This is a genomic window from Actinomadura sediminis (assembly GCF_042675525.1).
GTDB classification, from domain to species: Bacteria; Actinomycetota; Actinomycetes; order Streptosporangiales; family Streptosporangiaceae; genus Spirillospora; species Spirillospora sediminis.
Window position 1 is genome coordinate 15881 of the sequence record NZ_JBHTJA010000021.1, and the last position, 22415, is coordinate 38295.

Consider the following 22415-nt stretch of genomic DNA (forward strand, 5'->3'; position numbering starts at 1 on the left):
GCCGCCGGCGGAGGGCCCCGGGGCCGGACGCCGAAGATGCCGCGGCGAGCACGGCCTGGCTACGCTGGCGCGTGAGGAGCGCCACAACGGGGTGGCGGAGTCTCTAAGGGGAGTTGTTGATGGGCGGCAAGCTCGATCAGGCGAAGGACGATCTCCTACGGAGGGCCGCTGAGACGTGCGTCCAGCGTCCGGGAGCCCGCGGGGGCGACGTCGAGGAGGCCGTCGCGTACCTCCGGCTCTACTACCGGCACGTCGCGCCGGAGGATCTCCTCGAGCGTGACCCGGCCGACATCTGCGGCCCGGCGATGGCGCACCGGCTGCTCGGCGAGGAGCGTCCGCAGGGACGCCCGAAGGTGCGGGTGTTCACGCCCACGGTCGAGGAGTACGGCTGGGACCCGGGGCACACGATCGTGCAGGTGGTCACCGACGACATGCCGTTCCTCGTCGACTCGGTGACGATGGAGCTGAACCGGCACCAGCTCGCGGTGCATCTGGTCGTGCATCCGCTGCTCGGCGTCGACAGGGACGTCGCCGGCCACCTGAACGCGTTCCGCGGGAAGCTCGACGTGTCCACCGACATCGACGAGTCGTGGATGCACATCGAGATCGACCGGACGAGCGACCGCGCGCTGCTGGAGCAGCTCGAGAAGGACCTGCTGCGGGTCCTGCAGGACGTGCGGGTCGCGTTCGAGGACGGCCCCAAGATGCGGGCGCGCGCGGGGGAGATCGCCGACGCGGTCCGCGGGGACGGGCCCGCGCTGCCGGAGAAGGAGCTCGCCGAGGGCGTCGAGCTGCTGGACTGGCTGGCCGACGGGCACTTCACGTTCCTCGGCTACCGCGACTACACGCTGGTGGAGGGCGGGACGGCGCTGCGGCCGGAGCCCGGCACCGGGCTCGGCATCCTCCGCGACGACACGCGCGAGTCCCGCAGCTTCGCCGCGCTGCCGCCGGAGGTGCGGGAGAAGGCGACCGAGAAGCGGCTGCTGGTGCTGACGAAGGCGAACTCGCGTTCGACCGTCCACCGCCCGCTGTACCTCGACTACATCGGGGTGAAGAAGTTCGACGCGTCCGGCGAGGTGGTGGGGGAGCGCCGGTTCCTCGGCCTGTTCACGCACGTCGCGTACAGCGAGTCGATCGCGCACGTCCCGGTCCTGAAGAGCAAGCTCGACGAGGTGTTGGAGCGGTCCGGGTTCCCGCGCGACAGCTACGACGGGCAGGACCTCATCGAGGTGCTGGAGGGCTACCCGCGCGACGAGCTGTTCCAGATCTCCGTGGACGACCTGCTGGGCATCGCGCTCGGGGTGCTGCGGCTGCGGGAGCGCCGCCAGCTGAGGCTGTTCCTCCGCAAGGACATGTACGGCCGGTTCATGTCGTGCATGGTGTACCTGCCGCGCGACCGGTACACGACGAAGGTCCGGCTGCGCATCCAGGGGATCTTGAAGGAGGCGTTCGAGGGCGTCAGCGTCGACTACAGCGCGAACGTCACCGAGTCGCTGCTGGCGCGCCTGCACGTGGTCGTGCGGGGCGAGCGCGGCCGTCCGCTGCCGGACGTGGACGTGGACGAGCTGGAGGCGCGGCTCGCGGCGGCGACCCGGTCGTGGGCGGACGATCTGGCCGACGCGGTCGTCGAGCAGTTCGGCGAGGAGCGGTCGGGGCGGCTGTCGCGACGGTACGCGGACGCGTTCCCCGAGGGCTACAAGGCGGACTTCCCGGCCCGGACGGCGGTCGCCGACCTGCGGTTCCTCGAGGAGCTCGGGCCGGACGCGGACACGTCCATCAACCTGTACGAGCCGTTCGGCGCGGAGCACGGCGAGCGGCGGCTGAAGATCTACCGGCTGGGCGAGCCGATCTCGCTGTCGCGGGTGCTGCCGCTGCTGCAGAACATGGGCGTGGAGGTCGTCGACGAGCGGCCCTACGAGGTCAACACCGCGGACGGGAAGCGGTACTGGATCTACGACCTGGGGCTGCGGTACACGCCGTCCCCGGACGTGCCCGAAGAGTCCGTCAAGGAGCTCTTCCAGGACGCCTTCCGCGCGCTGTGGCGCGGTGAGATCGAGAACGACGGGTTCAACGCGCTCGTCCTGCACGTGGGGCTGAGCTTCCGGCAGGCGATGATCCTGCGCGCGTACGCGCTGTACCAGCGGCAGGCGGGGACGTCGTTCTCCAAGCGGTACGTCGAGCAGGTGCTGCTGCGGAACGCGCAGATCACGCGGCTGCTGGTGCGGCTGTGGGAGAGCCGGTTCGACCCGTCCCTGGCGGGCGGGGAGAGCGAGCGCAACCTCGGCATCACCGAGGAGCTGCAGGGCAAGCTCGACGAGGTCGCGAGCCTCGACGAGGACCGGATCCTGCGCGCGTACCTCGCGATGATCCAGGCGACGCTGCGCACGAACTACTACCAGCACAAGCCGTACCTGTCGCTGAAGCTGGACCCGGCGCGCATCCCGGAGCTGCCCGAGCCGCGCCCGATGTACGAGATCTTCGTGTACTCGCCGTCCGTCGAGGGCGTGCACCTGCGGTACGGGGCGGTGGCGCGGGGCGGGCTGCGCTGGTCGGACCGCCGCGAGGACTTCCGCACCGAGATCCTCGGCCTGGTGAAGGCGCAGGCCGTGAAGAACACGGTGATCGTCCCGGCGGGCGCGAAGGGCGGGTTCGTCGGCAAGCAGCTGCCCGACCCGGCGGTGGACCGGGAGGCGTGGCAGCGGGCGGGCATCGCCTGCTACAAGGACTTCATCTCGGGGCTTCTCGACGTCACCGACAACCTGGTGGACGGCAAGGTGGTGCCGCCGCCGGACGTGGTGCGGCACGACGGCGACGACACCTATCTCGTCGTCGCGGCCGACAAGGGCACGGCGACGTTCTCCGACATCGCGAACGGGGTCGCCGCCGAGTACGGGTTCTGGCTCGGGGACGCGTTCGCGTCGGGCGGGTCCGTCGGCTACGACCACAAGGCGATGGGCATCACGGCGCGCGGCGCGTGGGAGTCGGTGAAGTACCACTTCCGGACGCTCGGCAAGGACACGCAGTCCGAGGACTTCACGGTCGTCGGGATCGGCGACATGTCCGGTGACGTGTTCGGCAACGGGATGCTCCTGTCGGAGCACATCCGGCTGGTCGCGGCGTTCGACCACCGGCACATCTTCCTCGACCCCGAGCCCGACGCCGCGACGTCGTTCGCGGAGCGGCGGCGCCTGTTCGAGCTTCCGCGCAGCACGTGGGCCGACTACGACACGTCGCTGATCTCCAAGGGCGGCGGGGTCTTCCCCCGGACGGCGAAGTCGATCAAGATCACGCCGCCGGTGCGCGCCGCGCTCGGCATCGAGGAGGGGGTCGCCGCGCTGACCCCGTACGAGCTGATCCGGGCGATCCTGCGGGCCCCGGTCGACCTGCTGTGGAACGGCGGGATCGGCACGTACGTCAAGGGCTCGCTGGAGACGAACGACTCGGTCGGCGACAAGGCGAACGACCCGGTCCGGGTCGACGGCGCCGAGCTGCGCTGCCGCGTCGTCGGCGAGGGCGGCAACCTGGGGCTGACGCAGCTCGCCCGGATCGAGTACGCGCGCGGCGGCGCGAACGGGCAGGGCGGCCTCGTCAACACCGACTTCATCGACAACTCCGCCGGCGTCGACACCTCCGACCACGAGGTCAACATCAAGATCCTGCTGGACCAGGCGGTCCGGGACGGGGAGCTGACCGGCAAGCAGCGCGACGCCCTGCTGTACGAGATGACCGACGAGGTCGGGCGGCTCGTGCTGCGCGACAACTACGCGCAGAACGTGGTGCTCGCGGCGTCCCGGCTGCAGGCCCCGGCGATGCTGCACGTCCACGCCCGGCACATGCGGAAGCTGGAGCGGGACGGGCGGCTGAACCGGCACCTGGAGTTCCTGCCGGGCCACAAGGCGATCGCGGAGCGGCGGCAGTCCGGGCTGGGGCTGACCGGCCCCGAGTTCTCGGTGCTGCTGGCGTACGCGAAGCTGACGCTGGACGCCGAGCTCGTCGAGTCCGACCTGGCCGACGACCCGTACCTGGAGTCGTGGCTCGTCGACTACTTCCCGACGCCGCTGCGCGAACGGTTCCGCTCCTACATGGACCGGCATCCGCTGCGCCGCCAGATCATCACCACGGCGGTGGTGAACGACCTGGTCAACAATTCCGGTTCCACGTTCGTCTTCCGGATGAACGAGGAGACGGGCGCGTCGTCGTCCGACATCGCCCGCGCCTACCTGGTGGCCCGGGACGTGTTCGAGATGCCGAAGTTCTGGCGGTCGGTGGAGGGCCTGTCGCGGCAGGTCGACCAGTCCACGCAGATCGCGATGCTGCTGGAGGCGCGGAAGCTGACCGAGCGCGGCGCCCGCTGGCTGCTGCACAACCGGCGGCCCCCGTTCGACATCCGCGAGACGGTCGACTTCTTCGCCGGCGGCGCCGCGACGCTCAGCGCGCAGCTCCCCAAGCTGCTCACCGGGGCGGACCTCGCGGCGTTCGAGCAGCGCCGGGACGGGTTCGCCGAGCGGGGCGTGCCAGGCGAGCTGGCGGAGCAGTGCGCGATGCTCGTCGCCGCCTACAGCACGTTCGACCTGGTGGGCATCGCGCACGAGACGGGCCGTCCGGTCGAGGAGGTCGCGGAGGTGTACTTCGACCTCGCCGAGCGGCTGCAGCTGTCCCGGCTGCGGGAGCGGATCATCGCGCTGCCGCGCGACGACCGGTGGCGCTCGATGGCGCGGTCCGCGCTGCGCGACGACCTGTACACGGCGCATTCGGCCCTCACCCGGGACGTCCTGGTGACGAGCGAGCCCGGCGCGCGGCCGGAGGAGCGGCTGGCGCACTGGGCGGAGAAGAACAAGACGGCGGTGGACCGCGCCCAGCAGATGCTCGGCGAGATCTGGGAGAGCGACGGTTTCGACCTCGCGACGCTGTCGGTGGCGCTGCGGTCCGTCCGCACGCTGGTCACCAGCAGTTCCCTGCCGCCCGCCGAGTCCTGACCGGCCGGTCGTGACGCGCCGTCCCGGCCCGCGTGCGGCGGGTCGGGACGGTGCGCGGGGCACAATCGGAGGACCCGCCGGGTGCCGGACCGCTCCCGCTGCAGCGGTCGGGAAGAGCGGGACGGCCCGGCACCCGACGGAGATTCGGTGGCCGCGCGCGGTTCGGCGCCGTGCGCGGCGGACGGCCCCCGCGGCTCGGGGGCCTGTGGGTTCAGGCGCCCTTGGCGGCGACGGCCTTGCGGTAGACGCCGGCGACCATGGCGCGGCCGTCCGGCGGGACGACGGCGAGATACTGGGTGAGCACCATCGTCTTCAGGCGTGTCCTGACCGATCTCGCCGGGGCGAGCCCGACGAGATCACCGCTTACCGCCAGGCTGCCCCGTTTTGCGGCGGAGTATGCCTCGTACTGCTTCATCGCGTACCAGACCAGCGCGCCGCCGTCCTTCGTGCGCAGCGCGTACACCCGGTAGGGCGCGGGCGCGAACGTCGACGAGAGCTCGACGCCCTGACCGGCCAGCGACTTCGTGACCTGCTGCAGCGCCTGGTAGGCCCGGCCGGTCGTGGGCCCGTCCGCGAACGCCGCGGCCCCGGAGGCGTCCGGCCCGTCCGTCATCAGCGTCGCGTGCGCCCTCGGGAGCCGCGCGGGCGCGACGGCGAGCCCGTCCGCCTCCGGCGCGACCGGTTCGGCGAACCCCTGGTCGTCCAGCTTCACCCGGCCGAGCGCGCCGTCACCGGGGGCGGGGTCGGCGGCCAGCAGCCACGGCCCGCCCGCCTTCTCCTGCGTGAACAGCATCGCGTGGGGGCGCGAGCCCGCGCCCCCGCCGCCTCCGGCGCCCACCGCGAACCAGCGCGGATGCCCCTGGATCCGGGGGATGAAGAAGGTGGTCTTCGCGAAGCTCAGCTTCGGCGGCCGCTGGCGCGTCGCCCGGTACTTCTTGAACATGGCCGCGTCCATGGACAACTGCGGGTCGGTCTCGATCGCGGTGAGCGCCCGCCGGTCCAGCTTCTGCCCGGCCCGGTCGGCCGCGGCGGTGTAGGACGCCAGCACCCGCTCGGCCTGCGCCCGGCTCAGCGCGGGCGGGCCGTCCGCCGCGGCCGGCGCACCGGACGGGCTCTCGCCGCACCCCGCGGCGGCGCCGAGCAGGCAGGGCACCGCCAGCGCGGCCACGACCGGGCGCGGGCGGTGCCGCGCGTGCGGACGTGCGGGTGTGCGTGCGGGCATGCGGTCCCCCGGGTGGAATCGACGAGCTGAGTCCACCCGGAATCATCGCAGAGTGACCACCTGATCACTCTGGGAACGCGATAAAAAGATCAGGCTCCGGCTTCCTGCTGCCGCATCCAGCGGATCTCCGCCTCGATGAACTCGTCGATGTCGCCGTCCAGGACGGACGAGGGGTTGCCCGCCTCGACGCCCGTGCGGAGGTCCTTGACGATCTGGTACGGGTGCAGGACGTAGTTGCGGATCTGCGTGCCCCAGCTGCTCGTGCCCTCGCCGCGCAGGGCGGACATCTTGTCCGCCTCTTCCTGCCGCTTGCGCTCCAGCAGCTTCGCCTGCAGGACGTTCATCGCCGTCGCCCGGTTCTGAAGCTGGCTCCGCTCGTTCTGGCAGGACACCACGATGCCCGTCGGGAGGTGCGTGATCCGGACCGCGGAGTCGGTCGTGTTGACGCCCTGCCCGCCGGGACCGGACGACCGGTACACGTCCACCCGCAGATCGTTCTCGTCGATCTCGACGTGGTCGCTCTGCTCGACCACCGGGACGACGTCGAGGCCGGCGAACGACGTCTGCCGGCGGCCCTGGTTGTCGAACGGGGAGATGCGGACGAGCCGGTGCGTGCCGTGCTCGCCGCGCAGCGTCCCGTACGCGTAGGGCGCCTTGACGGTGAACGTCGTCGACTTGATCCCGGCCTCTTCGGCGTAGGACGTCTCGTAGACCTCGGTCGGGTAGCCGTGCCGCTCGGCCCACCGCAGGTACATGCGCTGGAGCTGCTCGGCCCAGTCGGCCGCGTCGACGCCGCCGGCCTGCGCGTTGATGGTGACGAGCGCCTCGCGGGCGTCGTACTCGCCCGACATCAGCGTCCGCACCTCGAGCTGCTGGACGGCCTTGTGCAGCTCCGCCAGCTCCCCGTCGGCCTCCGCGCGCGTCTCGGCGTCGTCCATCTCGGCGGCCATCTCGTACAGGGTCGCGGCGTCGTCGAGACGCTGCCGCAGGCCCTCCACCTTGCCCAGCTCGCTTTCCAGGTACGACAGGCGGCGGGTCACCGACTGGGCGCGCTCCTGGTCGTTCCACAGGTCGGGGTCGGCGGACTGCTCGCGCAGCTCGGCGATGTCGCGCCGCATGCCGTCGAGGTCCAGCACCTGCTCGATGCCGGACAGGGTCGCGCCGAGCTCCTTGAGTCGCTCTTCCGGTTCCATGCCTGCCACGCTTCCGAGCTTATCGCCGTCCCGGCAGTGCCGGGGGCGTCCGCCCCATACCCTGGGTGGCAGAATCGGCGAACGGGAGGCCCTGCCGGACGGCCTGAGCGGCAGGCGGACGTCGGGCCGGGGGACGGAGTTTTGCACACGATCGCGCGCGCGCTGGCGGCTCTCGCGCTGCTGGTGTCGATGGCGGCCGCGGGCTGCGCCCAGAAGAGCGCGCCCGAGGTGCGGCCCACCGCCGCCATGCCCACGCCCTCGCCGCCCGAACCGGTCGACCTCACCCCGGAGGTCGCGAAGGACGCCTTCCGTACCTATGTCATCAACGAGGACGTGGCGCGCGCCGCGGGCGACGAGCGGCTCGCGCTGACCTGGACGTCCGACGGGCAGTCGCAGCTCACCGCCGCCGAGTTCCGCAAGGCCGCCTACGACGGCGACCCCGTGCGCCGCTTCGACTACGGCAGGCCCGAGCTGTACGTCCCCAAGCTGCGGCCGGGCGGCTACCCGCAGTGGTTCGTGGCGTCCGTGGACCGCTCGGTCGTGGGCGAGCCCGACAGCGGCCGCCGGGTGCTGATGTCGTTCATCCTGCGCGGCGCCGACCGCCGCTGGTCGCTCACCAACGTCGTCGTGCTCGACCGGGACGCCGAGATCCCCGCGGTCGCGGTCGACGACGACGGCTACGCGGAGGCGCTGCGCAGCGACGACACGTCCGTGCTCATCCGGCCGCAGGAGATGGGCGGCATCCACGCGACGATGGCCGCCGAGGGCGAGGGCAGCGTCGCCGCCAAGGTCATGGAGGCCGGGGCGCGCACGAGCGGCTACTACGAGCGGGCCGAGGAGGCCAAGGAGGACGCCGCGAAGGACGATCTGACGCTGACGGTCGTCCCGACGGCGACGTCCTTCCCCTACTTCGGGCTGCGCACCGAGGACGGCGGCGGACTGATCATCTACTCGCTGTACCGCAACGCCTCGCTCATCTCCGAGGCCGCCGCGGACGACCCGGAGGCGCCCAGGCCCGAGATCCCGGCCGAGGCGGAGCACCTGCTCGACGGCACCGTCGAGGGGAACAGGGTCGACATGGCGTCGACGCTGCACTTCGCCGCCTACGACCCCCCGCGTGAGGACGGCGAGAAAGGAACGGACGGCGAGAAGGGCGCGGACGGCGGTTCCGGCGGGCCGTCGCCGAGCGCGAGCGGGAGCCCGAGTCCGAGCGGCGACCGTCCGTCCGGTGAGGGCGACGGGGGCGAGCGGGGGAGCGAGAAGAAGGACGGCGAGGACGGGACGGCCCGGGCGCGGGTCATCGGCGACAACGGGGCCGTCACCCGCGCCAGCACCCCGCCGCTCAAGAAGAACTGAGGTTGTTCGTCCTGATTCGTCCGCTTCTGGGGTCGGCTCGGGTTCCCGATCGCGGAGTTGGTGAGAAGGCTCTCAGCGCACTCAGTACACGCGCTGTAGCACGAGCGCCACGAAGAGCAGCGCGACCAGGATCGCGAGGACGAGCGCGGGCGGCAGCGACGGGCCGTGCCGGTGCATCTGGGAGCGGGCGATCCTGCAGGTCGGGCAGCGTCCCTCGACGACCGGGTTCGAGCAGCGGGCGCAGATCAGATCTTCGCAGCTCATGGTGTGGCCCCAATCTCCGTGCTCGGCACGCGGGTCCGTGCGGATGCGGCGATCACCGACTTATTAGGCATCTTTCCCGTCATCCAGCCTAGCCGGACTGTATGGTCGTTCCGGCAAGTCCGGAATCTTGAACGGTACGAACCACCCGGGGGCGACCCCCAGACCCCGCACGGTGCGGGCCCGGTCATTCCCACCGCGTCATTACCACCACATCGAGTGGGACGAGGTAGTTGACTGTCCCCTCTACACTGCTCGCAGGCTCCACGGCCCGCCCGGCCGCAGAGCCGGGCGGCGCAGGCCGAACGCGACGGAACGGATCCGCCGCCGCAGGTCGGGCCGCTCCCTGACCCCTAGACTGAACCGCCGTGATGCAGCCGTGATCAATTTCGACAACGTCACCAAGGTCTATCGGAGCCAGAACCGGCCCGCCCTCCAGCACGTGAACGTCGCCATCGACAAGGGCGAGTTCCTGTTCCTGGTCGGTCCCTCCGGCTCCGGCAAGTCGACCTTCCTGCGACTCATCCTCAAGGAGGAGCGTCCTTCCCAGGGTCACGTGCACGTGGCGGGCAAGGACCTCAACAAACTGAGCAACTGGAAGGTGCCGCACCTGCGCCGCCGCATCGGCTGTGTCTTCCAGGACTTCCGGTTGCTCCCGAACAAGAACGTCTTCGAGAACGTCGCGTTCGCCCTCGAGGTGATCGGCAAGCCGCGGCGCTTCATCGGCAAGGTGGTGCCCGAGGTCATCGACCTGGTCGGTCTCGAGGGCAAGGCGCACCGGATGCCGCACGAGCTGTCCGGCGGCGAGCAGCAGCGCGTCGCCATCGCGCGCGCGTTCGTCAACCGGCCGATGATCCTGCTGGCGGACGAGCCCACGGGCAACATCGACCCGGCCACCTCCATCGGCATCATGAAGGTGCTGGACCGCATCAACCGGACCGGCACCACCGTCGTCATGGCCACCCACGACGCCGCGATCGTCGACGCCTTCCGCAAGCGCGTCGTCGAACTCGAGGACGGACGGGTCGTCCGCGACCAGTCGCGCGGCGTCTACGGCCAGGCTTACTGAGAGCAGGCCGGGCCCACTGACGGCTCCCATCTGAACCACCCGTTCCCGCCACCGCGAAGACAGCCGGGACGACGACAGGCGACCAAGGACAGCGAGGCATGCGCGTACAGTTCGTTCTCCAGGAGATCTGGATCGGTCTCCGCCGGAACCTGACGATGACGATCTCCCTCATCATCACGGTCGCCATCGCCATGGCGCTCTTCGGCACCGGCCTGCTCATCCGCGCCGAGGTCTCCGCCTCCAAGAGCTACTGGCAGGACAAGATCGAGGTCTCGATCTTCCTCTGCGCCAAGACCAGCTCGAACCCGGCATGCCAGGGTCAGGACGTCACCGAGGAGCAGCGCAAGCAGCTCGAGCAGAAGCTCAAGGGCATGTCCGAGGTCTCGGAGGTCACCTACGAGAGCCGGCAGGAGGCGTACCAGCGGTTCAAGGAGCGGTACGCCGGATCGCCCGGCTTCGTGGAGAGCACCCGCGAGGGCGACATCCCCGACTCCTTCCGCGTCAAGCTCAAGAACGCCGAGGAGTACAAGTCCGTCGCGCAGGCCGTGCAGCCCAGTCCCGGCGTCGACACGGTGATCAACGAGCAGGAGATCCTCGACCGGTTCTTCGGCATCCTGAACGCGCTGCAATGGGGCGCCCTGGTGATCGCGTTGATCCAGGTCGTCGCCTCGGTGCTGCTGGTCGGCAACACCGTCCGGCTGTCGGCGTTCAACCGGCGCAGGGAGACCGGCATCATGCGGCTCGTCGGCGCCTCCAACACCTATATCCAGCTGCCCTTCATCCTGGAGGGCGCGATCGCCGGCCTGATCGGCGGCCTGTTCGCCTCGATCCTGCTCGTGATGAGCAAGTTCCTGCTGCTGGACAAGCTCGCCGCAGACATCCAGCTCATCGCCGGCCTCGGATGGGGGCAGGTGTTCTCGGTCATCGTGGTGTCGATCTGCTTCGGCGTCCTGCTGTGCGCGCTCGCCTCCTTCATGACCCTCCGGCGATACCTGCGCATCTGAGCGGACCGCCGGGCCCGCACCGGCCCCGACCCTAGACTTGCGGCATGTTCCCGTCCGGTCGCGTGCTCCGCGGCGCCGCCATGGCGTCCGCCGTCCTCGGCGCGTACGGTCTCGGCGCGGTCGGCGGACCGGGCCCCGACCGGCACGCCGCCGTCGCGGACGGATCCGTCCTGGACGAGGCCGCCGCCAAGATCGGCGGCAGTGCGGCGCGCCCGGTCGGCCGCGCCGAACTCGACCGGCACGCGATCGAGGGCATGCTCCGCGGGCTCGGCGACGCGTGGGCCCGCTACTACCCGGCCCGCCGGTACGACGACGTCGAGGGCCGCCTCAACGGGCACTACAGCGGGGTCGGGCTGTGGCTCGGCGCCGAGGACGGCGACGAGCGGGTCCGCGTCGCGAGCGTCCAGCCCGGCGGCGCCGCCGAACGCGCCGGCGTCCGCGCGGGCGACGTCGTCACCGCCGTGGACGGCGCCCCGGCCGCCGGCTGGGACCTCGCCCGCGTCGCCGCCGCGCTGCGCGGGCCCGCGGGCGACGCCGTCGACCTCACCGTGGCCCGCGGCTCCCGCACCCGCACGTTCCGGCTCGTCCGGACGCCCGTCGGCAAGGGCGACGTGACCGTGACCGACGGGCCCGGCGGCGTCCGGACGATCCGCGTCGGCGCGTTCACCCGCGGGACCGGCGACCGGGTCCGCGCCGCCGTCGAGCCCGCCCCGTCCGCCGGGTTCGTCCTCGACCTGCGCGGGAACCCGGGCGGGCTGCTGGAGGAGTCCGTCGAGGCCGCGTCGGCGTTCCTCGCCGGCGGCCCGGTCGTCACCTACGAGCGGCGCGGCGAACCGTCCCGCCGCTACACCGCCGACCGTCCCGGCGACGCGCGGACGCCGCTGGTCGTGCTCGTCGACGCGGGCACCGCGAGCGCCGCGGAGATCGTCGCCGGATCCCTGCGCGACCGCGACCGCGCGGTCCTCGTAGGATCACGTACATACGGCAAGGGGTCGGTGCAGGAGCCGATCGGGCTCTCCGACGGTTCGACGATCGAGCTGACCGTCGGTCGCTACCGCACCCCGAGCGGCCGTAATCTCGACGGTGTCGGGGTCGAACCCGACGTGGCGGTCTCCGCCGACCGCCCTCCCGAAGCGGCCGAGCAGCGCGCCCGGACGGTGCTGCGCGGCCTGGACGCGACGCTGCCGGACAAGGACCGAGGCTGATCACGTGTCACGCGACACAGGGCGCAAGCTCATCGCCCAGAACAAGCGGGCCCGCTACGACTACCACATCGACGACACCTGGGAGGCGGGCATGGTGCTGATGGGCACCGAGGTCAAAGCCCTCCGCGCCGGCCGCGCCTCCCTCGTCGACGGCTTCGCCCAGGTCAGGGACGGGGAGGTGTGGCTGGAGAACGTCCACATCCCCGAGTACACGCAGGGCACCTGGACGAACCACGCCCCGCGCCGCCGCCGCAAGCTGCTGCTGAACCGGCGCGAGATCCAGAAGATCGTCGACAAGACGTCGGACCCCGGCTGGACTCTCGTCCCGCTCTCGCTCTATTTCAAGGAGGGCAAGGCCAAGGTCGAGATCGGGCTGGCCCGTGGTAAGAAGTCCTACGACAAGCGCCAGGCCATCGCCAAGCGGGAGGCACAGCGGGAGATGCAGCGTGCCCAGGCGGCCCGGTTCAGGAGACGGTGAAAGGTGTCGATGACCAACCGAGGCCGGAGGCGCGCCCCCCGCGGGACGCGCACCGTCCGGCGCCGAGCGATCTCGCTGGCCGGCTGCGGCGCCCTCGTCGCGTCCCTCACCACCGGCTGCTTCGCCGAGCGATCGGCGATGCCGGCCGTCCGCGACTTCCTGATCGCCTGGTCGGTCGGCAACTACGAGGCCGCCGCCGGCAAGACCGTGGGCGCCAGCGAGAAGGAGGTCGCGAACGCCCTCGGCAAGGTGAGCGCCCAACTGGACGCGGCGTCCCTGCGGCTGTCGATCGGCGCGGTCGGCGCCGACCCCGACGCCGCGGCGATCGTCAAGGACGGCGACCGCGCGCAGGCGACGTTCTCCGTCAAGATCGACCTCGGTGAGAACGGGCGGCCCTGGGAGTACAAGGGCCACATGGACCTCAGGCGGGTCGGCGGCCAGTGGAAGGTCGTCTGGAGCCCGTCCATCATCAACCCGAAGCTGCAGCCGGGGCAGCGGCTCGCGGTGGTCAGCGAGGTGCCCGAGCGCGCGCTGATCACCGACACCAACGGCAGCTCGATGCTGAAGCCCGCCAAAGCCTGGCAGGTCGGGGTCGTCCCCGGGAAACTCAAGGACCCGCGGAAGACCCTCGACGCCCTCGCGAAGGCGACCCGGATGGACGGCGGCCGCCGGCTCGACGCCGAGCGCCTCTACGGCCGGGTCCTGTCGGCGCCGCCGCAGGAGTTCCTGCCGCTGATGACCCTGCAGGCGACGACGCACCACCGGCTGATCCAGCGTCTCAGCGGCGGCGTCCCCGGCCTGGAGTTCCGCGACATCGTCGCGCCGATCGCGCCGAAGGCCGCCCCCGAGCTGATCGGGACGCTCGGCCCCGCGACGTCCGACCGGCTCCAGGAGGTCGGCGCCCCCTACCAGCCCGGCGACACGATCGGCGTCAGCGGCGTCCAGCTTTTCATGCAGCGCCGCCTCGCCGGCACCCCGACCGTCAGCGTCGTCGCGCAGGACCCGGACGGGCAGCGCACCTCGACTCTCACGAGCTGGCCCGGCGAGAAGCCGAAGGAGGTCCAGACGACGCTCAACCCGGGCGTCCAGCGCGCCGCCGACAGGGCGCTGTACGGGCTGCCGTTCCCGGCGTCCCTCGTGGCCGTCCGGCCCGCCACCGGCGAGGTGCTCGCGGTGTCCAACCACGGGACGAAGGGCGAGAACCGCGCGTTCGAGGGCCACTACCCGCCCGGCATGACGTTCGGGGTGGTGTCCGCCCAGGCGCTGTTCACCCATGGCGGCCTGACCCCCGACACCGAGACGTCCTGCCCCGGCACGACGACCGTCGGTGGCAAGAACTTCACGACGAAGGCGTACGACAACAGCAAGTTCACCAACCACCTCGCGCTCTCCTGCAAGACCACGCTCGCGCAGCAGAGCGGCAAGATCGACGGTAAGACCCTCGTCGCCGAGGCGGCCCGCTTCGGCATCGGCCAGGACTGGGGCCTGCAGGTCCCCGCGTTCACCGGCTCGGTGCCGTCCCCCGCCAACGAGGGCGAGAAGGCCGCGATGATGGTCGGTGAGGGCGGCGTCGAGGTCAGCCCCCTCGCGATGGCCCTCGTCGCCGCGGTCGCCCAGAACGGCACGTGGCGTCCCCCGTACGTCTTCAAGGGCAACGACGTCGCCAACGCCGAGCAGCGCGCGCCCTACCAGAGCCTCCCGTCGGAGTCGATCGCCAACCTCAAGGATGTCCTGGACAACTCCGCCCGGAACGGCACCGCCAAGGCCGCCCACGTCGACAGCGAGGTCGCCGGGGTCACCTCCTTCACCACGTACAACGAGGGCGGCGACACCAAGAACGTCTCCTGGTTCGTCGGCTCCAAGGGCGACCTCGCCGTCGCCATCGCCATCGAGGGCCAGGTCGACGCCGCCAAGGTCGCCGGAGCGTTCTTCGGCTGACTTTGGAACCTGTTTACGTCCGGACCGCAACCAACGCCAGTGCTCCGAGCGTCTTCCCCTATGACTGAGAAACCGCTTGGGGGGTTGCGGACTCAGTCGCCGTGATGAGACCAGAGCCTCGTCTCGGGGGAGGCTCTGCCGTCCGGACCGGCCCGACCCTGCCGGTCGAACCCGGGCGGGCGCGACGTCGCCCGCCCGGGTTTCACGCGTCCGCCGGGAATCACGTTGCCCGCCCACGCGTTATGCTAGTAACGTCAACGTGCGCGGCCCCCGGGGCCGCTTTGACAACTCAACATGGGGGTGACCGGCTTCGACTTCGGTCGGTCGAGTCAGGAGAAGCGGGTCGAGGGTTGCTGTCGCGACCTCGTAAATCCTGTGACAGCAAACCAATAACTGCCAACAAGAAGCAGTCCGAGTTCGCCCTCGCCGCCTGAGCGAGGAGCGAACTCTGTCAGCCCGGGTAAGTCTCCGTCCCGGGGTCTGGCATCATCAGGAGACTCCACCTTGCAGCCCGGTCGCGGGGCTGTAAGGGAAAACAAACAGCGACTGGGCCCGTCGGCGACTAGCCTGCGTGAGCGCCGGGGCCGAGAAACCGCCTAGCAGGCTGCACCCGGAGAAGCCCTGACTCATCACCGAAGGACGCGGGTTCGATTCCCGCCACCTCCACTCGGGAGAAGTGTGCTCGTCGGCCTGGCGGCCGACTTCGCCCACTCGCTCCGGTTCTCATTGGGGGGACGACCCCCCAGACCCCCCGGTGTGGGGGCTCCGCCCCCACGCCCCCCCGGCCTATCGGGGGGATGGGGCTCGTGTTCGTTCAGACGCCCAGCGGCTCGCCGCTGGGCGTTTTTGCGTTCGGGGGCGTCTTCGGCACGTCCGGACCAGCCGCCCGCTTGTTCAGCGGGCGGAAGGGCGGTCGGGGGTGTAGTCGGGGAAGCAGATCTCGCAGGCTCCACGTCCTTGCGCGAAGGCATCGTTCAAGGCGACGAGCCGGGGATCGTGGATCTCCATGCCGAAGCGGGCCGCCTTGCGTTGTCCCTCCCGCAGAGCCTCGCATTTCGTGCCGGCGTGGAAGACGCTGCCGCCTTGAGTCACATAGACCTGCTTGCGAAGCCCGCGGGGGACGGGCGCGCAGAGGCCGCACTGTCCGACGATCAAGTCGTGCACGCATCGTTCGTCCATGCCCATGGGCGTATTGTCGCTGCGGTGGGAGGCGAGCGCGCGGGTCCGCGCCAGGCGTGGCGTGACCGGCCTCGGCCAGTGCCCCCTGGACATACGGGCCCGTCGTTGCGTGAGGCGGTTCATGGACGAGCGGGTCCTCCGGCATCGGAGCCGGGCCAGAAGTACGGGAGGTCGGCGGGGACGTCGGGGAAGATCGGGCGGTAGAAGCCGGGATCCTTGCGGATCAGTGCGGACCGGTGGCTGAGGTGCAGTTTCGGGTCGCCGAGCCAGGGCGGCAGCGCCCCGGCGTCGGCCAGGCTCTCTTGGCTCCGCGGCCGCTGGACGCCCGTGGCGTTCGCCAGGTCGGACGTCAGCGAGGCGGCGCAGGTGTCCCGGTGCCCGAGCGAGCACCATTGCCGGCAGACCTCCAGGCCGTAGCGGACCAGCGCCTCCTCGTACCCCGTCCACATTCGTACGGCCGGATGATGCCGCCATCCGTACCCCGGCACCGTCAGCCCGCGCAGCACCTGGAGTGCCTCGACGCGCTGCTTCCCGAGCCTCCGCGGGTCGAGAACGCGAGCCGTCGCGGCGAAATCCTCGTACGGGAGAAAGGTCTGCACCCCTTTGGCTTCCTTGTCGTGCGCCGCCGGCGAACCGGCGCCGTGAACGTGAGCACTACGGTTCCTTGCCTGCCGCGCCTGTGATACTCCAGCCGCGGAGGGTGATCTCGGCCTCCGGGCCGCATCCGGAAAGGGGTCGCGGACGGTCCGGGGGCGGGCCGGGTCAGCTTTCGCAGACGACGCCGTCGCCGTCGCGGTCCTGGTACCAGGAGTACTCGCGGTCGACGCCGCGCGTGTAGGGCCCGTACCCGGCGCGCTTCGCCGCCGTGCACGTCGAGAAACGCGGATCCGTCCGCGGCTCCGGTTCGCGCTCGGGCTCCGGCCGCTGCGTCGTGCGCCGCGGCTTCGGCTTCGTGGTGGTCGGGGCGGGGTCCGGGACGTCCTCGACGGTCGGCGTCGGGGCGGCGGCCCGCGTGGTCGGCGTCGCGCTGGCCGTGGGCTCGGGCGACGCGGGCGGTTCCGACTCCGAAGGGGACGGCGATGACGAAGCGCCGACCGCGCTCGTCTCCTCCGGTGCCGGGGTCACTCCGATCGCGATCCCGGTGACGCAACCGAACAGCATGCTGCCGGCGGCGATGAGGATCACGGCGAACAGCGGGACGGTCGTCCGCGCCCGCTGCGGGAAGGGACGCGGGCCGGGCGGTGGTGGATACATGGGTTTCCTGTCGTGCCGGGGGAACCGTTGGACGTGGTTTTCAGGAGACGTCCCATGCGTTGATCACGTTCACACGCGACCGTGGCGCAAACCGGTCACCGCCTACTCGGACTGCGCCCTGGACGTCGATTCCGCTCTTCTTTGGGGCCTGATGCGTTCGGGCGGCGAGCGGCTTTGGCGGCCGGGCCGCGCGTTATCACAAGGGGGTTGTCCGGGGGATGGACGGGTGGTGGGGTTGGGGCATGGAAACCAAGATCGCGATTGTGACCGGGGGGACATCGGGGATCGGGAAAGAGATCGCGCGCGGGCTGGTGCGGCGGGGGTTCCTGGTGGGGATCGTGTGCCGCAACGAGATGCGGGGGCGGGCGACGGTCGAGGAGCTGACGGGCGAGGTGCCCGGGGGGAGGGTGGAGACCTTTCTGGCCGATCTTTCGGTGCTGATGGACGTGCGGCGGGTGGCCGCGTCGTTGTGCGAGCGGTTCGAGCGGGTGGACGTCCTGGTGAACAACGCGGGGGTTCACCAGATGCGGGCGAAGGTCAGTGCGGACGGGTACGACCGGATGGTCGCGACGAATCATCTGGGGCCGTTCCTGCTGACGAACCTGTTGCTGGGGCACCTGGAGAAGGCGGCGCCGTCGCGGGTGGTGATCGTGGCGAGCGAGGCGCACCGGTTCGCGGATCGGCTCGATGTGGAGCGGCTGGCGGAGCCGGGGTCGTACGGGAAGCCGGGGTCGCTGCGGGTGTACGGGCGGAGCAAGCTGCTGAACATCCTGTTCGCGCAGGAGCTGGCGAGGCGGATGGAAGGCAGCGGGGTGGTGGCGAACGCGATGTGTCCCGGGCCCGTCGCGACGCATCTCACGCGGGAGATGTGGGGGACGGAGCGGCTGGGCGCGCTGCTGTCGCGAACGCCGGTGGTGCGGACGCCCGAGCGGGGGGCGCGGACGGCGTTGCGGCTCGCGGTGGACGACGAGTTCGCCGAGCGGAGCGGGGAGTTCCACGGTTCGGTGCCGGGTGCGCCGACGGCGGGGCCGTTGAAGGACGAGGCGCTGGCGCGGGCGGTCTGGGAACGTTCGGCGCGCCTTGTGGGGCTTCGTTAGGCTCGCGGCGTGGAGCACCAGTCGAGTTTCAAGGACGTGTTCGCCGGCGCGGGGTATCTGCTGCGGGGGATCGGGTGGGTCGCCCGGCATCCGGTGCAATGGCTGTTCGGCCTCATCCCCGCGCTCATCGTGCTGCTGGTCTACGGGACGGCGCTGGGGTTCCTCGTCTACAACATCGGGGACGTCGCGGGCTGGGCGACGTGGTTCGCGGACGACTGGTCGGAGGGCGTGCGGAGGGCGACGCGGGTGATCGCGGGGATCGCGGTGCTCGGCGCGTCGGTGTTCCTGGCGATCCTGACGTTCACGGCCGTGACGCTGATGGTGGGCGACCCGTTCTACGAGGCGATCGCGGTGCGGGTCGAGGACTCGCGGGGCGGTGCGCCGCCGGAGCCGGACGAGCCGCTGATGTCGCAGATCGGGCGGGCGATCAAGGACGCGCTGCTGCTCGGTCTCGTGGCCGTCGGGTTCGCGGTGACCTTCTTCGCGTGCGGGTTGATTCCGGGCGTCGGGCAGACGGTGGTGCCGCTGGCGGCGGCGTGTGTTTCCGGTTACTTCCTGGCGGGCGAGCTGTCGTCGGTGGCGCTGGAGCGCAGGGAGGTGCTGCGCAAGGAGCGGTTCGCCCGGATGAAGGCGAACCGTCCGCTGGTGATCGGGTTCGGGGTCGCGACGTTCGCGTTGTTCCTCGTGCCCCTGGGCGCGGTGCTGGCCATGCCGGGGGCGGTGGCGGGCGCGACGCTGATGGTGCGGGAGCGGCTCGGCGCGGACAGGTGGCCGGGGCCGCCGCGGCCCGCGGAGTGGCGGGCGGCGCCGCAGGTGCGGCCGGAGCAGTGGCAGCAGGGCCGGGACCGATAGCAAGCTGTGTCCGGAGCGTGATTCTCTGCGGGCCGCGTTTGATGATCTTCGCGTAACGTGTGCCGCATGTCCGATCAGGGGGAGCGCGATGCGCGCTGGACCGGTTTGAACGAGAGTGAAGCGCCGCACGACGTGTGGGGCAAGATCGAGACGCCCGCCGAGCAGCCCGCCGGGGGCGAGGCCGCGGCGGAGGCGCCCGCGGAGGAGTCCGACGTCCGCGTGGCGCCCAGGCCGGACGAGCAGGACGCGCCGCAGTGGGAGGGCGACCTCTTCGACGGGGACGACGCGGACGGCGGCGAGGGCGTGCCGAACTACGTGCCGGCGGTGCCGACCGGGTCGACGCAGCCGGCGAAGCCCGGGAAGCCGAGCAGCGGCAACTGGCAGATGCCGGACTGGATGGCCGACGAGGCCGCGGCGGACGAGAAGCTGGGCGCGTCCGGTGACGCGCTGGAGACGGGCGGCCGGTCCCGGCTGGTGCTGTTCGGCGGTGTCGGGCTGCTGGTGGCGGCGCTGATCGCGGCGGGCGGCGTGTACTTCCTGACGCGCGGCGGCGGTGACGAGCCGGACAAGGCGGGACGGACGGGCGCGGCGGACCGGTCGGTGGCGGCGCAGGTGTCGATGCCGCCGGACGCGAAGCTGGAGACGTTCGCGGGGACGCCGTCGCAGGTGCTCGGCCGGGTGAACGACGACATGGCGGGGCTGTCGTACCCGCGGCTGGGGCCGCCGTGGCAGGTGCCGACCAAGGAGAACAAGCTGGGCACGCCCGGCTGGTCGGGGCAGCAGATCGTGGTGACCGAGCGCAGCGGCGACCAGCTCTGGTACGGGCAGTTGCTGACGGGCACGCTGATCCCGAGCCTGCAGGGCTCCTACACCGGTCCGGACAGCGTGAAGCAGGTCGCGGGGCTCGCGGCCGAGGGGTACCTGGCGCAGTACTACGGATTCCAGGACGGGACGAAGCCGCTGGCGTCGCAGGCGCTCGACGTGGACGGGCGGAAGGGCTGGCTGGTCGCGTCGTACCTGACGTACGAGCGCGAGGGCGTGCGGGCGACGGGCGAGATCGTCGCGACGGCGGTGATCGACACCGGGCGGGAGGCGCCCGCGGTGGTGTTCGCGTCGCTGCCGAACACGCACAAGAAGCTGTGGCCGGACCTGAACCGGTTCCTGGGGAGCCTCAAGGTCATCTGAATCCCCTGTCGTAACCGAATGGCGTTCTAATAGGCTGGCCGCACCCGACGAAAGGTGCGGCCATGGCCATCGGAGTGACGGAGGAGCACGCGGCGCTGGCGGCGTCGGTGCGCGGGCTCGTCGAGCGGCACGCGGGCGAGGGGCTCTGGCCCGCGCTGGTGGAGCAGGGACTCCATGGCCTGCACCTTCCGGAGAGCGCGGGCGGCCAGGGGTTCGGCCTTCCGGAGCAGGCCGTCGTGCTCGAGGAACTGGGGCGCGCGATGGGGCCGGGCCGGTACGCCCCCGCCGTGCTCGCGTCCGCGATCCTGCGGGACGGTTCGCGCACCGGGGCGGTCGGCCTGTCGGGGAGCCTGCGGACGGACGGGACGCGCGTGTCCGGCACCGTGCGGCCGGTGGTCGGTGCGGCGGACGCGGAGGTGTTCGTCCTCCCGGCCGGTGACCGCTGGGCCGTCGTCGACCGGGCGTCCTGCGAGGTCGAGGAGCTGGAGTCGCTCGACGTGGGCCGTCCCGCCGGTGCGGTCACGGTCGACGCGGAGGCCCGCTTCGTGGACGGGCTCGACGGGACGGACGTGCGGGCGCTCGCGGTCGTGGTGTTCGGCGCGGAGGCGTGCGGCGTCGCGGGGCGGGCGCTCGACGAGGCGGTCGCGTACGCGAAGCTGCGGGAGCAGTTCGGCCGTCCGATCGGGCAGTTCCAGGGCGTGAAGCACAGGTGCGCGCGGATGCTCATCGCGCTGGAGCGCGCGCGGGCCGCCGTCTGGGACGCGGCGCGCGCGCTGAACGAACCGGAGGAGCAGCGGGCGTACGCGGTCGCTGTGGCGGGGGTGCTGGCGGCGGACGCGGCGGTGCAGTGCGCCGAGGGCAACATCCAGGTTCACGGCGGCGTCGGCTACACGTACGAGCACGACGCCCACCTTCTCTATAGGCGTGCCCTGACACTGCGGGCGATCCTCGGGAGGGCGAGCGAGCATCGGGCAGAGGCGGCGGCGCGCGCGCTGAGCGGCGTCCGGCGCCCGATGGACATCGACCTGCCCGAGGAGGCCGCGGACCTCCGCGCGAGCATCCGCGCGGAGGTCGCCGAGCTGGCCGCGATGGAGCCGCTGGAGCAGCGGGCCGCGATGGCGGACGGCGGCTGGGTGACGCCGCACCTGCCGAAGCCGTGGGGCCGGGACGCGGGGCCGGTCGAGCAGATCGTCATCCGGCAGGAGCTGAAGGCGGCGGGCGTGCGTCCCGTCCCGCTGATGATCGGCGCGTGGGTGGTGCCGTCGCTCGTCCAGTACGGCGCCCCGGAGCAGCAGCGGCGGTTCCTGCCGCCGACGCTGCGCGGCGAGATCATATGGTGCCAGTTGTTCTCCGAGCCGGGCGCGGGCTCCGACCTGGCCGGGCTGCGGACGCGCGCCGAGCGGGTGGAGGGCGGCTGGAAGATCACCGGGCAGAAGATCTGGACGTCGCTGGCCCGCGAGTCGCAGTGGGCGATCTGCCTCGCCCGGACCGACGCGGACCGCCCGAAGCACGACGGCATCACGTACTTCCTCGTCGACATGGCGTCCGCGGGCGTCGAGGTGCGCCCGCTGCGCGAGTGCACGGGCGACGCGGTGTTCAACGAGGTGTTCCTGGACGGCGTGTTCGTCCCGGACGACCTGGTCGTGGGCCCCGTGAACGAGGGGTGGCGCGTCGCCCGCAACACGCTCGCGAACGAGCGGGTCGGCCTGACGACGTCGTTCCAGCTCGGCGGGGACGTCCCGAAGCTGCTGCGGCTGGCCGAGGAGCTGGACGTCGCCGGCGACCCGGTCGTCCGGGACGGCGTGGGCGATCTGGTCTGCGACGAGCACGCGCTCGGCCTGCTGAGCCTCCGCGCGACGCTGAAGCAGATCTCGGGCACCGACCCGGGCGCGACGGCGAACGTCCGGAAGCTGGTCGCGATGGAGCACGGGCAGCGGGTCACCGAGTTCGGGTTCGGGCTGCTCGGCGAGCACGGCGCGCTGACCGGCGGGTGGAAGTCGGAGCTGCGCGCCCGCTGGACGCGGCACCTGCTGGCGTCGCGCGCGATGACGATCGGCGGCGGCACGACCGAGGTGAACCTCAACGTGATCGGCGAGCGGATCCTCGGGCTGCCCCGCGACCCCGAACCGGTCGGGTAGTTTTCCGG

At 71.6% G+C, this 22415-nt stretch carries 17 protein-coding genes and 1 other RNA gene; 12 read left to right on the plus strand and 6 right to left on the minus strand.

The window, feature by feature from the left end; all coding sequences use genetic code 11:
* The first annotated feature begins 119 nt into the window (after positions 1-119).
* Positions 120-4976 carry an NAD-glutamate dehydrogenase gene (locus ACFQ11_RS13710; protein ID WP_378298671.1) on the plus strand — a complete coding sequence of 1619 codons (4857 nt, stop codon included), beginning with the start codon at positions 120-122 and terminating at the stop codon, positions 4974-4976.
* Between the two features lie 211 nt (positions 4977-5187).
* Here the strand turns inward: ACFQ11_RS13710 and ACFQ11_RS13715 are convergent, their stop codons facing one another.
* Positions 5188-6198, minus strand: coding sequence for a hypothetical protein (locus ACFQ11_RS13715; protein WP_378298672.1), 1011 nt, complete (start codon positions 6196-6198; stop codon positions 5188-5190).
* An 89-nt stretch (positions 6199-6287) separates the two neighbouring features.
* Complete coding sequence (gene prfB / locus ACFQ11_RS13720) at positions 6288-7391, minus strand: peptide chain release factor 2 (RefSeq protein WP_378298730.1); 1104 nt, start codon at positions 7389-7391, stop codon at positions 6288-6290.
* Between the two features lie 141 nt (positions 7392-7532).
* Here prfB and ACFQ11_RS13725 point away from each other — a divergent pair, with 141 nt between their 5' ends.
* The gene (locus ACFQ11_RS13725; RefSeq protein WP_378298673.1) at positions 7533-8747 is read left to right on the plus strand and encodes a hypothetical protein; all 1215 of its coding nucleotides are present in this window, start codon (positions 7533-7535) and stop codon (positions 8745-8747) included.
* An 81-nt stretch (positions 8748-8828) separates the two neighbouring features.
* Here ACFQ11_RS13725 and ACFQ11_RS13730 read toward each other — a convergent pair whose 3' ends face one another.
* Positions 8829-9011: a hypothetical protein gene (locus ACFQ11_RS13730; protein WP_378298674.1), complete on the minus strand. Its 183-nt coding sequence runs from the start codon at positions 9009-9011 to the stop codon at positions 8829-8831.
* Between the two features lie 376 nt (positions 9012-9387).
* On the opposite strand from ACFQ11_RS13730, the gene ftsE reads away from it, so the two are divergent.
* The 6 genes from ftsE to ssrA all read left to right on the plus strand — a co-directional run bounded on the left by ftsE (position 9388) and on the right by ssrA (position 15371).
* Positions 9388-10077, plus strand: a complete 690-nt coding sequence (ftsE, locus tag ACFQ11_RS13735) for a cell division ATP-binding protein FtsE (RefSeq protein ID WP_378298675.1) — start codon at positions 9388-9390, stop codon at positions 10075-10077.
* A gap of 98 nt (positions 10078-10175) precedes the next feature.
* Positions 10176-11081 carry a permease-like cell division protein FtsX gene (gene ftsX, locus ACFQ11_RS13740; RefSeq protein ID WP_378298676.1) on the plus strand — a complete coding sequence of 302 codons (906 nt, stop codon included), beginning with the start codon at positions 10176-10178 and terminating at the stop codon, positions 11079-11081.
* 44 nt (positions 11082-11125) lie between these two features.
* Positions 11126-12286: a S41 family peptidase gene (locus ACFQ11_RS13745; protein WP_378298677.1), complete on the plus strand. Its 1161-nt coding sequence runs from the start codon at positions 11126-11128 to the stop codon at positions 12284-12286.
* A 4-nt stretch (positions 12287-12290) separates the two neighbouring features.
* On the plus strand, positions 12291-12764 hold the full coding sequence (gene smpB / locus ACFQ11_RS13750; protein WP_378298678.1) for an SsrA-binding protein SmpB: 474 nt from the start codon (positions 12291-12293) through the stop codon (positions 12762-12764).
* 9 nt (positions 12765-12773) lie between these two features.
* Entirely contained in the window at positions 12774-14702 is a 1929-nt protein-coding gene (locus tag ACFQ11_RS13755) for a penicillin-binding transpeptidase domain-containing protein (RefSeq protein ID WP_378298679.1), read from the plus strand.
* 296 nt (positions 14703-14998) lie between these two features.
* Positions 14999-15371: a transfer-messenger RNA gene (gene ssrA, locus ACFQ11_RS13760) on the plus strand.
* A gap of 225 nt (positions 15372-15596) precedes the next feature.
* Here the strand turns inward: ssrA and ACFQ11_RS13765 are convergent.
* The 3 genes from ACFQ11_RS13765 to ACFQ11_RS13775 form a co-directional block, all read right to left on the minus strand.
* On the minus strand, positions 15597-15887 hold the full coding sequence (locus ACFQ11_RS13765) for a hypothetical protein (RefSeq protein WP_378298680.1): 291 nt from the start codon (positions 15885-15887) through the stop codon (positions 15597-15599).
* Positions 15888-16000: 113 nt separating this feature from the next.
* A complete protein-coding gene (locus ACFQ11_RS13770; protein ID WP_378298681.1) occupies positions 16001-16480 on the minus strand; it encodes an MSMEG_6728 family protein in 480 nt (159 codons plus the stop codon).
* A 163-nt stretch (positions 16481-16643) separates the two neighbouring features.
* Entirely contained in the window at positions 16644-17135 is a 492-nt protein-coding gene (locus ACFQ11_RS13775; protein ID WP_378298682.1) for an excalibur calcium-binding domain-containing protein, read from the minus strand.
* A gap of 263 nt (positions 17136-17398) precedes the next feature.
* On the opposite strand from ACFQ11_RS13775, the gene ACFQ11_RS13780 reads away from it, so the two are divergent.
* The 4 genes from ACFQ11_RS13780 (at position 17399) to ACFQ11_RS13795 (ending at position 22407) form a co-directional block, all read left to right on the plus strand.
* A complete protein-coding gene (locus ACFQ11_RS13780) occupies positions 17399-18232 on the plus strand; it encodes an SDR family NAD(P)-dependent oxidoreductase (protein ID WP_378298683.1) in 834 nt (277 codons plus the stop codon).
* Between the two features lie 9 nt (positions 18233-18241).
* Positions 18242-19084: an EI24 domain-containing protein gene (locus ACFQ11_RS13785; RefSeq protein ID WP_378298684.1), complete on the plus strand. Its 843-nt coding sequence runs from the start codon at positions 18242-18244 to the stop codon at positions 19082-19084.
* Between the two features lie 66 nt (positions 19085-19150).
* Entirely contained in the window at positions 19151-20269 is a 1119-nt protein-coding gene (locus ACFQ11_RS13790; protein WP_378298685.1) for a flagellar basal body-associated FliL family protein, read from the plus strand.
* A gap of 62 nt (positions 20270-20331) precedes the next feature.
* A complete protein-coding gene (locus tag ACFQ11_RS13795) occupies positions 20332-22407 on the plus strand; it encodes an acyl-CoA dehydrogenase (RefSeq protein ID WP_378298686.1) in 2076 nt (691 codons plus the stop codon).
* The last annotated feature ends 8 nt before the right edge of the window (positions 22408-22415 follow it).